The organism is Kribbella sp. VKM Ac-2571 (assembly GCF_004362255.1).
Lineage (GTDB): Bacteria > Actinomycetota > Actinomycetes > Propionibacteriales > Kribbellaceae > Kribbella > Kribbella pratensis.
In genome coordinates this window covers 71,229-86,303 of the sequence record NZ_SNWS01000006.1, presented here as the reverse complement: position 1 = coordinate 86,303, position 15,075 = coordinate 71,229, and the positions used below count along the sequence as shown (strand labels likewise).

Annotated in this window: 15 protein-coding genes; 9 read left to right on the top strand and 6 right to left on the bottom strand. The window is 67.8% G+C overall.

The window, feature by feature from the left end; all coding sequences use genetic code 11:
- Nucleotides 1-7: 7 nt before the first annotated feature.
- Together EV651_RS15030 and EV651_RS15025 are read right to left on the bottom strand one after the other, a co-directional pair.
- Complete coding sequence (locus EV651_RS15030; RefSeq protein WP_238156896.1) at nucleotides 8-1,222, bottom strand: MFS transporter; 1,215 nt, start codon at nucleotides 1,220-1,222, stop codon at nucleotides 8-10.
- The gene (locus EV651_RS15025) at nucleotides 1,219-1,662 is read right to left on the bottom strand and encodes a MarR family winged helix-turn-helix transcriptional regulator (protein WP_133785803.1); all 444 of its coding nucleotides are present in this window, start codon (nucleotides 1,660-1,662) and stop codon (nucleotides 1,219-1,221) included. The genes EV651_RS15030 and EV651_RS15025 overlap by 4 nt, the downstream gene beginning before the upstream one ends.
- 189 nt (nucleotides 1,663-1,851) lie before the next feature.
- Here EV651_RS15025 and EV651_RS15020 point away from each other — a divergent pair, with 189 nt between their 5' ends.
- On the top strand, nucleotides 1,852-2,802 hold the full coding sequence (locus EV651_RS15020; protein ID WP_133785802.1) for a hypothetical protein: 951 nt from the start codon (nucleotides 1,852-1,854) through the stop codon (nucleotides 2,800-2,802).
- 58 nt (nucleotides 2,803-2,860) lie between these two features.
- Here EV651_RS15020 and EV651_RS15015 read toward each other — a convergent pair whose 3' ends face one another.
- Nucleotides 2,861-4,330, bottom strand: coding sequence for a PQQ-binding-like beta-propeller repeat protein (locus EV651_RS15015; protein ID WP_133785801.1), 1,470 nt, complete (start codon nucleotides 4,328-4,330; stop codon nucleotides 2,861-2,863).
- Complete coding sequence (locus EV651_RS15010) at nucleotides 4,327-4,902, bottom strand: hypothetical protein (protein WP_133785800.1); 576 nt, start codon at nucleotides 4,900-4,902, stop codon at nucleotides 4,327-4,329. Before EV651_RS15010 ends, EV651_RS15015 begins: the two co-directional genes overlap by 4 nt.
- Before the next feature lie 163 nt (nucleotides 4,903-5,065).
- On the opposite strand from EV651_RS15010, the gene EV651_RS15005 reads away from it, so the two are divergent.
- The 3 genes from EV651_RS15005 to EV651_RS14995 all read left to right on the top strand — a co-directional run bounded on the left by EV651_RS15005 (nucleotide 5,066) and on the right by EV651_RS14995 (nucleotide 7,636).
- A complete protein-coding gene (locus tag EV651_RS15005; protein ID WP_238156895.1) occupies nucleotides 5,066-5,689 on the top strand; it encodes a TetR family transcriptional regulator in 624 nt (207 codons plus the stop codon).
- The gene (locus EV651_RS15000) at nucleotides 5,689-7,272 is read left to right on the top strand and encodes an MDR family MFS transporter (RefSeq protein WP_133785799.1); all 1,584 of its coding nucleotides are present in this window, start codon (nucleotides 5,689-5,691) and stop codon (nucleotides 7,270-7,272) included. The genes EV651_RS15005 and EV651_RS15000 overlap by 1 nt, the downstream gene beginning before the upstream one ends.
- 64 nt (nucleotides 7,273-7,336) lie before the next feature.
- Entirely contained in the window at nucleotides 7,337-7,636 is a 300-nt protein-coding gene (locus EV651_RS14995; protein WP_133785798.1) for a thiamine-binding protein, read from the top strand.
- On the opposite strand, the gene EV651_RS14990 is transcribed toward EV651_RS14995, so the two are convergent.
- The gene (locus EV651_RS14990; RefSeq protein ID WP_133785797.1) at nucleotides 7,625-8,365 is read right to left on the bottom strand and encodes an SDR family oxidoreductase; all 741 of its coding nucleotides are present in this window, start codon (nucleotides 8,363-8,365) and stop codon (nucleotides 7,625-7,627) included. The two genes, EV651_RS14995 and EV651_RS14990, sit on opposite strands and share 12 nt — an antisense overlap.
- 99 nt (nucleotides 8,366-8,464) lie before the next feature.
- Here EV651_RS14990 and EV651_RS14985 point away from each other — a divergent pair, with 99 nt between their 5' ends.
- The 5 genes from EV651_RS14985 (at nucleotide 8,465) to EV651_RS14965 (ending at nucleotide 14,275) form a co-directional block, all read left to right on the top strand.
- A complete protein-coding gene (locus EV651_RS14985) occupies nucleotides 8,465-9,331 on the top strand; it encodes a helix-turn-helix transcriptional regulator (RefSeq protein ID WP_133785796.1) in 867 nt (288 codons plus the stop codon).
- Nucleotides 9,332-9,374: 43 nt separating this feature from the next.
- On the top strand, nucleotides 9,375-10,646 hold the full coding sequence (locus tag EV651_RS14980) for a ThuA domain-containing protein (RefSeq protein WP_133785795.1): 1,272 nt from the start codon (nucleotides 9,375-9,377) through the stop codon (nucleotides 10,644-10,646).
- A gap of 10 nt (nucleotides 10,647-10,656) precedes the next feature.
- The gene (locus tag EV651_RS14975) at nucleotides 10,657-11,727 is read left to right on the top strand and encodes an oxidoreductase (protein ID WP_133785794.1); all 1,071 of its coding nucleotides are present in this window, start codon (nucleotides 10,657-10,659) and stop codon (nucleotides 11,725-11,727) included.
- Between the two features lie 62 nt (nucleotides 11,728-11,789).
- The gene (locus tag EV651_RS14970) at nucleotides 11,790-12,602 is read left to right on the top strand and encodes an endonuclease/exonuclease/phosphatase family protein (RefSeq protein WP_133785793.1); all 813 of its coding nucleotides are present in this window, start codon (nucleotides 11,790-11,792) and stop codon (nucleotides 12,600-12,602) included.
- A gap of 248 nt (nucleotides 12,603-12,850) precedes the next feature.
- Nucleotides 12,851-14,275: a C40 family peptidase gene (locus tag EV651_RS14965; protein WP_133785792.1), complete on the top strand. Its 1,425-nt coding sequence runs from the start codon at nucleotides 12,851-12,853 to the stop codon at nucleotides 14,273-14,275.
- 45 nt (nucleotides 14,276-14,320) lie between these two features.
- Here the strand turns inward: EV651_RS14965 and EV651_RS14960 are convergent, their stop codons facing one another.
- Nucleotides 14,321-15,028, bottom strand: a complete 708-nt coding sequence (locus EV651_RS14960; protein ID WP_202870337.1) for an SDR family oxidoreductase — start codon at nucleotides 15,026-15,028, stop codon at nucleotides 14,321-14,323.
- Nucleotides 15,029-15,075: the final 47 nt, after the last annotated feature.

Below are 15,075 nucleotides of genomic sequence, written 5' to 3'. Positions count from 1 at the left end.
TGAGGGGTCAGGCGTCGGCGGCGGTGAGGGCTTCGGCTTCCGACTCGGAGTGGGCGGTGGGGACCCGGAGGTGAGCGAGGGGCCGCCAGCCGCTGGCGAGGACGCCGACCGCGAGGAGGACCGCGAAGGCGCCGACGTAGAAGGGGAGCTGGATGTTGAACTCTTCGCCGAGCTTGCCGGCCAGCCACGGTGCGACCGCGCCGCCGGAGAAGCGGACGAAGGAGTACGCCGCGGACGCCGTACCGCGTTCGACCGGAGCGGCTGCCATCACAGCCTCGGTGATCAGCGTGTTGTTGATGCCCAGGAACAGGCCGGCCACGATGACACCGGCCGCGAGCACCGGCTTGTGGTGCGCGTAGACACCCATCACCGCGAGGTCCGCGCCGAACAGCAGCAGCACGGTCATCGCCACCGGGAGGGTGCCGAACCGGCGCTGCAGTCGCGGCGCCACGAACACCGAGGTGAACGCGAGACAGATGCCCCAGCCGAAGAAGATCAGCCCGATCTGCCGCGCCGACATCGCCAGCGGGAACGGGGTGAACGCGAGCAGCGTGAAGAACCCGAAGTTGTACAGCAACGCGGTGACCGCCACGGTCGCGAGCGACCGGTGCCGTAGTGCCTTCAACGGCTCGAGGACCGACGTACGGCGTCCTGCCGGCGGCGATGCGGGCAGCAGGAACGCGGTGGCGGCGAGGGCGATCGTCATCAGGACGGCGACGCCGAAGAACGGGCCGCGCCAGGAGATCGTGCCGAGTTCGCCGCCGACCAGCGGGCCGGCCGCGATCCCGACACCGAGGGCGGCCTCGTAGAGGATGATCGCCTCCGCGACCGAACCGGCGGCCGAGTTCACGATCGTGGCGAGCGCGGTCGCGATGAACAGTGCGTTCCCCAGGCCCCAACCGGCCCGGAAGGCGACGATCATGCCGATGCTGTTGGACAAACCGGCCAGCGCGCTGAAGACGACGATGACGGCCAGGCCGATGAGCAGGGTGCGCTTGGCGCCGATCCGGCTGGAGACCGCGCCGGTGATCAGCATCGCGACACCGATGACCGCCATGTAGCTGGTGAACAGCAGCGAGACCTGGGACGGGCTCGCGTGCAGTTGTTCGGCGATCGGCTTGAGGATCGGATCCACCAGGCCGATGCCCATGAACGCGATCACGCAGGCGAACGCGACCGCCCAGACGGACTTGGGTTGCTTCAGGAACGACGACGTGCTCACCGGGCTGTGTCCTCCACGGGTTCAAGGGTGAGGAGTTTGTGGACGATGGCGACGGCGGCCTCGAGGGTGGTGAGGTCGGTCGCCGGGAGCTGACTCAGGTGCGCGGCCAAGGCGGCGCCGGCCTGGTGGCGGGCGCTGTGCAGCTCGGCGAGGCCTGCGTCGGTGAGGCTGATCAGACTGGCGCGGGAGTCCGCGGGGTCCTGGACGCGGCGTACCGAACCCTGCTCCTCGAGGCGCTGGACCAGGTTGGACATGGTCGGCTGCGAACACCGGTCGGCCTTGGCCAGCTCGCTGATCCGGGCCTGCCCGAGCTCGTCCAGTCGCCCCAGCACGCGCATCGCGGCGTGCGGCAGCGTGTTCACGTTCCGCGTCGCCAGCCGCGCCAACCGCGTCGACGCGACGACCATGTCCACTCCGAGGCCGGTCAGATCAGTTGCCATCACACCCACCAATATACATAGCAAAGCTATGCATGTTGCCCGAAAGTGAAGCAGATCACCGAGCCTGTAACGGCAGGGGCGGCATCGACGATGTGCACATTGCTGCCCGGCTCGGCCGCCTGATCGGTGGGCTCGGCGCAGTTCAACGCGCGCTCGAACTCTTCGACGCGCTTCCAGAGGAGAACCTGTATGAAACTGCAGCGCTTTGCGCTTGCACTGGCCGGAGCCGGGCTGATCGCCGCGGCCGCCAGTTCCGTCCCGGCCGTCGCCGCCGGGCAGACCGACCCGAAGCACCCGTTTGCCAAGAACGTCACGCCGAACACGATCAAGTCTGCCGCCGCCGACGCGCCGTGTGTCAGCGACGTGATGGCGCCGGCCGCCGCGGGCACCGCGCAGGAGATCCTGAGCATGCCCGGGCGGCCCATCCAGTCCGCCTCGGACACGCCGTTCAAGTTCGTCGGCACCCGCGCGGACTCGACCTGGTACGGCGCCGTGAACTCCACCGGCACTCAGGTGTACTACTACGGTCTGCTGTTGCAGGGCGCGAACCTCTACCGGCACACGACGTACCTGCGTGACAGCGGCGCCTGGGTGCCGACCTTCAAGAAGGTCGGACCGGGCTGGACCAGCTTCAAGTCGATCGCGACGTCCAACTACAGCGTCGGTACCCCGCGGCACGCGTACCTGTACGGCCTGAACACCAACGGCAGTCTGTACCGGTACCAGATGGTCGGCACCGGCTTCCGGGGGCTCGGCCCGATCCCGGGCTTCCGTGGCTTCAAGACGATGACGGTGATCAGCGAGACCGCGACGTACGACACCCTGCTGATGACCACCAACGCCGGTGCGCTGTGGACTGCCCACATCCCGGTCGCGGCCGGGGCCAAGCCGGTGATGAAGCTGATCCGCTCCTCGGGCTGGTCGGCCTACGAGTCCCTGGTCGTCCAGGGCTGCGGTACCCGTGGCGGTTCGCTGATCGTGGCGGTCGACCACGACACGCAGTCCGGGTACCAGTACGCGATGAGCAAGGCGAACGGGGCCGCGACCGCGATCACGTCGTACGGCAAGATCCCCGAGGTGTACGGCGGTGTGAGCCACGTATCGGTCACCACGCACTACGACCAGCTGGTCGGCGAGTAACAGCCGTCAGTTGTTCGACGAAGCCCAGGACGCCACGGTGTCCTGGGCTTCGTCGCGTCTAGGCGTGGTCGAGGGTGAACACGAGACCGTCCGCAACGAAAGTGACCGACGTGTCGTCGCCGACGAGGTTCCGTACGTCGCCATCGGTGAGGACGACCTGTTCCTTGCCCGTGACCAGGTCGATGCTCCGCAGCCCGCCCCTGGGCCGTGTCCCGGCAGCCACCAAGCGGTCACCGACGACGGTGGAGACGTCGAGTTTGATCTCGGGCACCGAGCGGCTGGCCTCGCGGGTCCAGCGGACCTTGCCGGTCGCGAGGTCGTGGGCCACGAGACGCTGCGGGTCGCTCGTCTTGCTCTCCTTGGTGATGACTACGTCACCGGCGAGCTTGGAGTCGGCGGCCAGGTCGTAGACGAGAGCACTGCCCAGGTCCTGGCGCCAGCGTTCCTTCCCGGAGCGGTCGAGTCCGATCAGCCAGCTCTGGTTGAGTGCGTCGCCGCTCGGACCGCCGCCCTTCGGGTCCGCCTTCAACCGGCGGGCAACCACGACGGCGGTGTCACCCTGGGTCCCGACGACGTTGACGATCCAACCGGAGCTGTCCGGTCCGGCGTACGTCCAGGTCGACTCACCGGTCGTTGCCGATCGGGCGACAAGGGCGCCGGCCGCCGGATCCTTTGACTCGTTGAGGATCCTCCATCGATCGTCGACGTACATCTTCGGGTCCCAGCGGCTGAGCAGGACCTGATCGCCGAAGGTGTCCAGCGAGCTCACCCGATCGACGCCTCCGACCGGTTGCTCCCAGGCGACCTTCCCGGATGTGGAGTCGATGCGGGACAGCAGCACACTTCTTTCGCCGACCTCCTCGGCCGGCTCGTGGACGACGTACAGCTGACCGTCCTCGGAAACGTCGGAGGTGAAAGTCGCCCGGTACGTCGTGATCGGGTCCTTGCCGACCCACGTACACCACTCGAGCCTCCCGTCGGCGTCGGCGAAGGAGGCTGCCATCGGGCGGGAGGTCAACTGCAGCACCATCATCCGGCCGGGACGCTGCTGCCCGTGGACCTCGTCCCCGAAGTACTGGCGACCCCACTTGGCCTGACCCGTGTTCCGGTCGAGTACGACGACCGATCCCCGCAGAGCAGAGCCGAGCCATGCGGGTGGACCGGCCGCGAGGATCGGGTCGCCGTTGACGGATCCGATCGGCTGCACCGAGTCCTGGCTCCGGCCGTCGGCGCCGGCGACGAGGACGTGGGTCGCCGGCCGGAACCCGCCACCGGGTGTACGGGCCGAGGCCAGGACACCGCGGGCGGCGTTCGGGTTGGTCAGGTGGCTCTTGTCCACCGGGCCGAGGTCGACCTGGTCCGCCGGGTCGGCCTGGATCGACCGGAGGACCTTCGCCGGCGTCTCCGCCACCTGCGCGGCGCAGCGCGACTTCCAGCGGTTCCAGCCGTTGACCCCACCGAGCGAAGCTGTCGCCATCGCGACCACGATCGCGGCCAGGAGGGCGATCCGACGCCTCGACAAACTCATGGCGCATCGATACCACCACGGAGGGTCCCGCCCTGGCCGACCACCTTCCCGGCGGCCGTGCGGAACGCGCTGAGGGGGATCGGGCCGCGGTGCAGGATGTGGGGGATATCGGCCCAGGGGTAGAGGGGTTCGGTGGCGTTGAGGTTGCGGAGCCGTTGGAGGGCGCGCTCGGAGGGCGTGGACAGTGCGGCGGCCGCCTCGGGGGTGTAGGGGATGAAGTCCTCGGCCGGTTGCGGGCGGAGTTCGGGATCGTGGCGCTTCAGGAGGATGCAGGTGCGGGCCGGGTCGAGGAGGTCGGCGTCGAGGGTCCAGTAGTCGATCACGACCGGGCCGATCCGGCCGGACTCTTGCATGGCCTCGAAGATCGGGGCCGGGTGGACGGGGGAGAGGAACACGACGTCGGCCCAGCAGCAGTCGAGGGGGTAGACCGGGTTGTCCAGGGTCTCCAGGCGGGTGCCGTACTTCGCGAGCTCACGCGCGTAGAGGTCCGGGTAGCGCACCCGGAGCTGGTTGAGCGGCAGGACGTCGTCACCGCGGATGTCACCGGCGGCTTTGTAGAGAAGAGTCGTCATACACAAAAGCCTCCGAACACGAGAACCGTGCCGGAGGCTGCCTCTACATTCTACCGGCCCCAGGGTCAGCGTGTCCTGCTGCGAGGCGTCAAGCTGCACGGCTGCAAAGTTGCAGTGTTTAATAGTTTGCAGTGGGTGCAAGTTTGTCCGTACCCTGGTCTGTGTGAGTCACGGAGAGGGTGGGTTGCGGGAGCGCAAGAAGCTGCAGACGCGGGCGGCGTTGGCTGATGCGGCGTTGCGGCTGGCGCTGGAGAAGGGGCCCGACCAGGTCACGGTCGAGGAGATCGCCGAGGCGGCCGACGTCTCGGTGCGGACCTTCTTCAACTACTTCCCGCACAAGGAGCACGCGATCCTCGCGCGCAACCCCGAGCACCTCGAGCGGGCCCTGGAGCGGATGCGGACGGCGCCGGCCGAGGAGTCGCCGCTGACCACGATGTGGCTCATCGTCAACGACGTACTGCGGGAGCTGGAGAGCGACGGTCAGCTGTCGCGCCGCGGTGAGCTGATCATGAGTTCCCCGAGCCTGCTGTACCAGCTGATGCTGTCGAGTCTCGACGACGAGCGGCAGCTGACCGCCGCCCTCGCCGAGCGAATGGGCGAACCGGCCGGATCGGTCCGTCCCGCCCTGATCGTCAGCACGGCCGGCGCCGCCTGCCGGGTCGTGATGGAGCTGCACAAGTCGGCTCCCGACCGGCCGATCCGCGACCTGCTCGACGAAGCCTTCCATTTACTTGCCCAAGGCATTGATGCCGCCTTCGGGCCGAACCACCAGAAGAGAGGCACCTGATGACGACGACCTCGTCACCCACTCCGGAACCCGTGGGTGAGGTCACCGCCACCGAAACGGCGACACTCACGCCGCGGCAGACCATCCAGGCCATCTCCGGCCTGATGATGGGCATGTTCGTGGCGATCCTCGCCGGCACCGTGGTGAGCACCGCGCTGCCGCGGATCATTCACGACCTGGGGGCGAGTCAGTCGTCGTACACCTGGGTCGTCACCCTCGAGCTGCTGACGATGACGGCCACCGTGCCGCTGTGGGGCAAGCTCGCCGACCTCTACAACAACAAACTGCTGGTCCAGTTGTCGCTGGGCTTCTTCGTGATCGGCTCGCTGGTCGCCGGTTTCGCGCCGAACATCGAGGTGCTGCTGGGCAGCCGCGTCCTGCAGGGCCTCGGCGCCGGCGGTCTGACCGCGCTCGTGCAGATCGTGATGGCGGCCATCATCCCGCCGCGCGAGCTCGGCCGGTACTCCGGCATTTTCGGTGCGATCTTCGCGTCGGCGACCGTCGGCGGACCGCTGCTCGGCGGCTTCCTCGTCGACTCGCCGCTCGGCTGGCGCGCCTGCTTCCTGGTCGGCGTGCCGTTCGTGCTGGCGGCGATCGTCCTGCTGCAGCGCACGCTGAAGCTGCCGACCGTCCGTCGCGAGGTGAAGATCGACTGGTGGGGCGCGGTCCTGATCATGGGCGGCGTGAGCACCCTGCTGGTCTGGTCCTCGTTCGCCGGCAACAAGTTCGAGTGGGTCTCCGGCTGGAGCTTCGGACTGGTCGCGGTCGCCGTGGTCGCGCTGATCGCCGCGGTACTGGTCGAGCGTCGGCACCCCGAGCCGATCATTCCGATGGACCTGTTCCGCAACCGCACGGTGACGCTGTCCGTCATCGCCAGCGCACTGGTCGGTGTTGCGATGTTCGGTGGCTCGGTGTTCCTGGCGCAGTACTTCCAGATCGCGCAGGGCTACACGCCGACCAAGGCCGGCCTGATGAGCCTGCCGCTGATCCTCGGCATGATGGTCGCGTCCACGATCGCCGGTGGGCTGATCACGAAGTACGGCCGCTGGAAGATCTACCTGGTCGTCGGCAGCGTCCTGCTGCCGATCGGGCTGGCGCTGTTCGGCACGATCGACGCGCACACCTCGAAGTACATGCTGTGGAGCTTCATGATCGTCCTCGGCGTCGGCATCGGCCTGGTCATGCAGAACCTGGTCCTCGCCGCGCAGAACGACGTACCGGCCCGGGAGCTGGGGGCGGCGACGTCCGCGGTCAGCTTCTTCCGGAGCATGGGCGGCACGATCGGCGTCAGTGTGCTGGGCGCGATCCTGGCGAACAACGTCGCCGAGACGCTGAACCCGGGCGGCGCGTCGTCCGGCAGCGGCAACGCGGTGCCGAACATCGCGGAGCTGTCTCCGGAGGTACGCACGATCGTCGAGAACGCGTACGGCGCGGCGACCGCGGACCTGTTCATGATGTCGGTCCCGTTCGCGGTCCTCGCCCTGGTCGCCGTCCTCTTCATCAAGGAGAAGGCCCTCCTCACCACCTCCGGCGCCGAACGCCGCGCCAACGAAGAGGGACCTGACAATTCAGCGCCCCACTAGCAACGTCCTTTACACGCTGACACCGCCATCGTGCAAACGACGTCGCCAGTGGGACGCTAGATGCATGATCGTCGCATTCAGTATCAGCCCGTCGGCCGGTGACGAGACCGGGGGCGTGAGCGAAGCGGTGGCCGAGGCCGTCCGCGTCGTCCGCGCCTCCGGTCTTCCCAACGAGACCAACGCGATGTTCACCAACATCGAGGGCGAGTGGGACGAGGTGATGGCGGTGGTGAAGCAGGCCGTGGATGCGGTTGCCGCGGCGTCGCCGCGGGTCAGCCTCGTGCTCAAGGCAGACATCCGGCCGGGGTACACCGGCCAGCTGACCGCGAAGGTCGAGCGCATCGAACAGGCGTTAGGCGAGTGAGTTCAGGGCGCCGATGACCTGGTCGTAGCGGTTCTCGCGTTCGGCGTGGCGGAGGAAGCGGACGCGGTCGACGAGGATCTCGTCGGCATCCGGCTGTTGCTGCAGCAGGCTGATGGTCTCGTCGGCGTACTCGTCCAGCGGCATCGCCCCCGCGCCGTCGTCCCCGTCCATCAGGTCGGTCCGGACCTTGGGCGGGACGACCTCGATCACCTGGATCCCGGTGTCCGCCAACTGGATCCGCAGGCTCTGCGTGTAGCTGTGGATCGCGGCCTTCGTGGCGCTGTACGTCGGCGTGATCGTCAGCGGCACCGAGGCGAGGCCGGACGAGACCGTCAGGATCACCGGGTCGGTCTGCTTCAGCAGGTACGGCGTGAAGGTGGCGATGGTGCGGATCGTGCCGAGCAGGTTGATGTCGATGGTCTGCTCGGCGGAGTCCAGGTGAGCGGGGTCGCGGAGATCCTCGACCTGCATGATGCCGGCCATCGTGATCAGCACGTTGACGTCGTGGGTGCCGGTCACCTGCTCGAACGCCGCAGTGATCGAGGCCGGGTCGGCGACGTCGAGGAGGATGCCTTCGATACCGTCCTCGGCGGCGATCATGTCGAGCAGGTCCTTGCGGCGGCCGCTGATGATCACGGTGTTGCCGAGGTCGCGGAACCGCCGGGCGAGCTCGAGGCCGATACCCGACGTACCGCCGGTCATGAAGATCGTGTTGCCTGTTGTTCTCATGGCTCCAGAGTGGAACCGGATGCTCCGGGCAACCAGGCTGCACTTAACCACTGCTCGGCAAGCAGTGGTTAACCGGCGCGACGCGTGGACACTGGAGTCATGGAGTACGCCGACCTGTCCGACTTCCTGCGCAAACGCCGTGAGGCCCTGCAACCCGAGGACGTCGGGATGCCCCGCGGCCGCCGACGCCGTACGCCGGGACTGCGCCGTGAGGAGGTGGCTGCGCTCGCGTCGATGTCGGCCGACTACTACAGCCGGCTCGAGGGTGGACGCGGCCCGCAACCATCGGTCGAGATGCTCGGTGCGATCGCCCGCGCACTCCGGCTGACGCTCGAGGAGCGCGACCACCTGTTCCTGCTGGCCGGTCACGGTACGCCGCCGCGCACGACGCGGGCCTGCCACGTCGACCCCGGCATGCTGCGCATCCTGGACCGGCTGCAGGACACTCCCGCGATGCTGCTCAACCGGTGCGGCGAGGTGCTCGCGCAGACGCCGGCGCACGTCGCGTTCGCCGGCGAGCTGACCAACTTCGAGGGGATGGAACGCAGCGAGGTCTACCGCTGGTTCGCGCATCCGGAGGAGCGGGCGCTCTACCAGGAGCCGGAGCTGTCGACGCACAGCCGGCTGCTCGTCTCGATGCTGCGCACGGCCGCGACCGTCGACGGCCCGAAGTCGTACGCCGCCTCGATCGTGCGGGCACTGCAGAAGCTGAGCCCTGAGTTCGCCGAGGTCTGGGACGCGCACGAGGTGGTGGTCGCGCACAGCCGGACCAAGAGGTACCGGCATCCGGTGGTCGGCGAGCTGGAGCTGTACTGCGAGCTGATCGACAACCGCGATCAGCAGCAGACCCTGATCGTCTTCACCGCGGAGCCGGGCAGTGAGAGTGCGGAGAAGTTGCGGTTGCTGAGCGTTCTGGGCAGCCAGGCGATGAACCCTGGACAGGGCTTTGATCGGGAGTTAATTTAAGCCCTGAAATTTACAGAGCGTTCTTACGGAAAGGTCCGCCCCCATGCTTTCCGATCGATTCCGCCTGCCCGCATTCCTGCTAGCCGTTGCCCTTCTGCTCAGTTGCCTGACCAGCACGGCGACGGCCCAGGTCCAAGCCACCTTCAAGGTCCTTGCGTTCTACAGCGGAACCTGGGACGCCGCCCACATCGACTTCGAGAAAGAGGCGAACCAGCGCTTTCCGGAGTTCGGTGCGCAGAACGGGTTCACCTACACGGCCACGAACAACTGGGACCAGCTCAACAATCTGAGCGCCTCGCAGTACCAGGTGGTGATGTTCCTCGACGACTCGCCGCATACCGACGCGCAGCGCAACGGGTTCAAGAACTACATGGACAACGGCGGCGCATTCTTCGGCTTTCACGTCGCGGCGTACAACGACGCCAGTGGTGGCTGGCCGTGGTTCAACAACACGCTGCTCGGCACGGGGCGGTTCCAGTCCAACACCTGGGGTCCGACCGCGGTGACCCTGCGGACCGAGAACCGTTCGCACCCGGCCTTGGTGAATACCGGTGCGACGTTCCGGTCGTCGGTCAGCGAGTGGTACAGCTGGCAGAACGACCTGCGGAACAACCCCGACATCCAGATCCTGGCATCGATCGACAACTCCAGCTTCCCGGTCGGCACAGACCCGAACCAGACCTGGTACGGCGGCTACTACCCGCTCATCTGGACCAACAAGAACTACAAGATGATCTACGCGAACTTCGGCCACAACGCGATGAACTACGAGACCAACACACGGCTCTCGTCGACCTTCGACAGCCCGGCGCAGAACCAGTTCATGATGGACGCGCTGAAGTGGCTCGGCGGCGCCGGTACGACGCCGCCGGTCGACCAGCCGTCGCCGACGACGTGGTATTCGATCGCGAACAAGGCCAACGGGAAGTGCGTCGACGCCCGCGCGGCCGGGACCGCCAACGGGACCGTGATCGAGCAGTACAGCTGCAACGGCACGCAGGCGCAGCAGTTCCAGTTCCAGCCGACGTCCGGCGGGTTCACCCGGGTCAACAACCGGAACGACGCCACCAAGGTGATCGACGTGACCGGTGTGTCCGTCGCGGACAACGCCGGCCTCCAGTTGTGGACGTACAGCAACGGAAACAACCAGCAGTGGCAGGCCGTTTCCGAAGGCAGCGGCTACTTCCACTTCGTCAGCCGTCTCAGCAACAAATGCCTGACCGTCCCGAACGGCTCGATCGCTGACAGCACTCAACTTGTGCAACTCACCTGCAACGGCAGCGCAGCACAGTCTTTCAAGCTGACGGCAGGTTAGATTGCGGCGCATGAGAATCCTGCGTGTGGCCGCTTTGGCGGCAGGAGGTCTGTTGTTGATGGGTCAGGTCGTGCCCGCCCAGGCTCACGGCGGATCGTCGTACCGGTGGGAGCTGACGCCGACCGGTACGACGGCGCAGTTCCGTGGGCTCGCGGCGGTCAGTAAGGACGTCGCCTGGGTGGGCGGGACCGGAGGGACCGTGCTGCGGACCGCCGACGGCGGGAAGCACTGGGAGAACGTCAGTCCGGCCGGTGCGGAGGCGCTGCAGTTCCGCGATGTCGAGGCCTTCGACGCGCGGCGTGCGGTCGCGCTGACGATCGGGAACGGCGAGGACTCCCGGGTCTACCGAACTGCCGACGGCGGAAAAACCTGGTCGGAAACGTTCCGGAACACGGACGCGAACGCGTTCTACGACTGCATCGCCTTCAACGACGACAAGCACGGCCTGGCGCTCAGCGATCCGGTGGACGGAAAGTTCCGGATCGCGGCGACCTCCGACGGCGGAAAGTCCTGGAAAGTGCAGCCGACCGACGGAATGCCGGCCGCCCTCGCCGGCGAGTTCGCGTTCGCGGCGAGCGGCACCTGCCTGGTCGCCGGCCACGGTCGTACGGCGTGGTTCGCGACCGGTGGCGGCGATCGGCCGCGGGTGTTCCGGACCGTCGACGGCGGACGGCGCTGGACGGTCTCGGACTCTCCGATGGCTAGTGGTGAGGCGGCCGGGATCTTCAGCCTGGCGTTCCGGAACACGTTGTTCGGCGTCGCGGTCGGCGGTGACTTCCTCAAGCCGAACGAGGCCGTGAACGCCGCGTCGGTCACGGACGACGGTGGTCGCACGTGGAAGCTGGTGCCGGCCGACAAGGCGCCGAAGGGCTACCGGAGTGGGTCGCACTTCGTCCCGTGGTCGCCCACGACTGTCGTCGCGGTCGGTCCCTCCGGGAGTGATGTCAGCTTCGACGGCGGACGCAGTTGGAAGCAGTTCTACGACGGCAGTTTCGACAGCGTCGAATGTGCCGGCCACGGCATCCAAGCAGGGTGCTGGGCCTCCGGAGCCAAGGGCGCCGTCGGACGTCTCGTGCACTGACGTTCGAACCGGCGACACTCGCTCGTTGTGCGGATGTCGCCGGTTTTCCGGAAGATGAATGCATGCGTAAATTACTGACCATCCTCGTGGGGTGCCTGATGGTGGTTCCCACCGTTGCCGCGGCTCGGCCCGACGCGGGTCGTCCGGGACGGCCGCTGACCGTCATGTCGTACAACATCCACCACGGCGCGGGGATCGACGGCGTGCTCGATCTCGAGCGGATCGCCGTCCTGATCGAGCAGTCCGGGGCCGACGTGATCGGCCTGCAGGAAGTCGACCGGCACTGGGACGTACGGAGCAACTGGGTGGACCAGCCGGCCTGGTTCGCCCAGCGGCTGAAGATGCACTACGCGTACGCCGCGAACCTCGATCTGCCCCCGGTCAACCCGGGAGAGCCGCGCCGGCAGTACGGGACCGCCATCCTGTCCAGGTATCCGATCCAGGACTTCAGCAACACGCTGCTGCCGAAGTACCCGACCGGTGAACAGCGCGGCCTGGCGGTGGCGGACCTCACGGTCCGCGGCGCCGAACTGCGCTTCGCGAACACGCACCTGACCAGCAACAACAACGCCGAGCGGCTGGAGCAGGCGCAGAAGGTGGTCGAGTTGCTCAGCGGATCGCGGACGCCGACGCTGCTCGTCGGCGACCTGAACGCGACGCCGGAGAAGCCGGAGATCAAGACGCTGACCGCGGTGTACGACGACACCTGGACCGAGGTCGGTGTGGGTCCGGGTTACACGATCGAGGCGGACAACCCGACCAAGCGCATCGATTTCCAGCTGCACAGTGCGGGCCTGCGCCCGACGAAGGCCGCCGTACCGGTGACGCCGGCCTCGGACCACCTGCCTGTGGTCGCCTCGTTCGTCCTCAGCTGAATCACCGAACTCGCGAAAACGCCCCTCCGGCTCCGGCCGGAGGGGCGTTTTCGTGCGCCCACCTGCGGATTCGCCGAATCACAAGCTTGTAGTTTGTCAAGCCGACACACGGGTGAAACAAAGATACTCGTGTGAAAGGTGTTCCCATTGGGGCTGTGGGCAACTAGTGTCACGTATGTGGTCCAGGAGGACCAAAAGTTCGCGAACCCTGGGGAAGGGGTTCGTGACCGGCGGAAGGAACGATCCCGATGCGGACGCCCCACAGGGCCACGTCCGGCGGGCGGATCACGAGTGCTGGGAAGACCGGCAGAGCAGGCAAGGCCTTGCTCTCCGGGGTGCTCGCGATCTGCTTGGCCGGCGCGATGGCCGTGCCCACCCTTCCGGCAGAGGCTGCGAAGCCGAAGCCGCCGGTGATTCCGTCCAAGGCCGCGGTCGAGCGCGCCAAGCAGGCCGCCGCCTCGAAGGCCTCGCAGGTCGCCGCGATCGAGCGTCAGCTCGCCGCCGCCGGCGCACGGCTCGAGCAGCTCGGCGTCCAGTCCGGCATCGCCGACGAGGCCTACAACGGCGCCGTCTACCGCCTCCAGCAGGCCAAGGCCGAGGCAGCAGCCGCCGCGGCCCGGGCCGCCGAGGCGCAGAAGACGCTCACCGCCCAGCGGCAGCAGATCGGTCGCTTCGCTGCCGCGTCGTACCAAGGTGGTGGCGACGTGGCGAAGATCGCGCCGCTGTTCACCGCCGAAGGTCCGCAGCAGCTGCTCGACTCGGCCGGTGCGGTGCACTCGGTGTCGGCCGCGATGCAGGGTTCGTACCTGCGGTTCACGGCGACGCAGGTGATGACGAACCTGTTCAAGGTGCAGGCCGACCAGGCGGTCGTGAAGGTGAAGAAGGCGGCCGACGAGGCGGCCAAGGCGAAGAAGGCGGCCGAGGACGCGGAGGCCGCGCAGTCGGCCGCCGTGACCGCGATCGGCGTCCAGCGCAAGCAGTCGATCGCGCAGCTCGCCACCTTGCAGAACATCTCGGTGCGGGTGGCCGCCCAGCGGCAGCAGGGGCTCGAGGAGCTTGCGCGGCAGCGCGCCGCTGCGATCGCCGCGAAGAAGGCCGCCGAGCTGAAGCGCCGGATCGCCGCCCGGGAGGCCGCGGAGCGCCGCGCGGAGGCGGCCGAGCGGGCTCGCGAGGCAGCGGAGAAGGCTCGCGAGGAGAGGGAAGAGCGCGAGCAGAACAACGGCAAGAAGAACCCGCCGAAGCGGCACAAGCCGTCCACGCCGAGCCGCCACAATCACGACAACGGCAACGGCAACCACAGCTCGCGGAAGGGCGCGTCGGCGGCGATCGAGTTCGCGATGCGACAGCTCGGCGACATGTACCTGTGGGGCGCGACCGGCCCGAGCCGATGGGACTGCTCCGGGCTGACCCAGGGTGCCTGGGAGCAGGCCGGTGTGCAGCTGCCGCACTACAGCGTCGCGCAGTACGAGCAGATCCAGCACATCGACGAGGACGAGCTGCGGCCCGGCGACCTGATCTTCTGGTCGCTGGACCCGAACGACCCGGGCACCATCCACCACGTCGCGATGTACCTCGGCAACGGCCGGATGATCCACGCGCCGCGGACCGGCAAGCCGGTGCAGATCGACAGCGTCTATTACTGGGAGCCCCCGGACTTCTTCGGTCGTCCCTGATGCGTTTGTCCCCGGCAACGGTCTGTTGCCGGGGACATTGCTCTTCTAGGCCAGCCGGTGTCCGCCGTCGGCGTGCAGAACGGTGCCGGTGATGAAACCGTTGCGGAGCAGGGCGATGATCGCCGCGGCGATGTCCTCGGGACGGCCGATCCGGCCGACCGGAAGGCGGGCCGCCATCGCGGACAGCGTCTCGGGCGCCGCGTCGCCGGCGACGTCCTTCCAGATCGGGGTGTCGACCCAGCCCGGTGAGACCACGTTGACCCGCAGTGGCGCCAGTTCGACCGCGAGCGCCGCGGCCAGCGAGGCGAGTGCGCCGTTGAGTGCCGCGAGCAACGATGCCCGCGGTCCCGGCCGGTACGCCGCGATACCCGAGGTGAACACGATCGAGCCGCCGGGTTCGAGCATCGGTGCGCCGTGCTTGGCGAGCAGCAACGGGCCGATCAGCTTGGAGTCGACCGCGGAGCGTGCCGCCGCCACGTCGTACTCGGTGATCGGCTGGTAGGCGCCGCCGACGTCGGCGGCCGTGGTGACGATGTGGCTGACCTTGCCCGTGGTCGCGAAGAGACGTTCGATGTCCTGCTCACTTCCGAGGTCCATCGCGACGGTGCGTACGCCGAGTTCACGGCGTACTGCGTCGAGCTTGGCCGGGGTCCGGCCGGCGACGGTGACCTCGCTGCCTTGGGCAACGAGTTCGGCGGCGAGGGCGCGACCCATTCCCGAGCTGCCGCCGACGATCACGACGTGTTCCTGCAAGAGTTTCTCCTTCGGCGGTTGACGTTTCGAGCCAACCACCGGGTGCC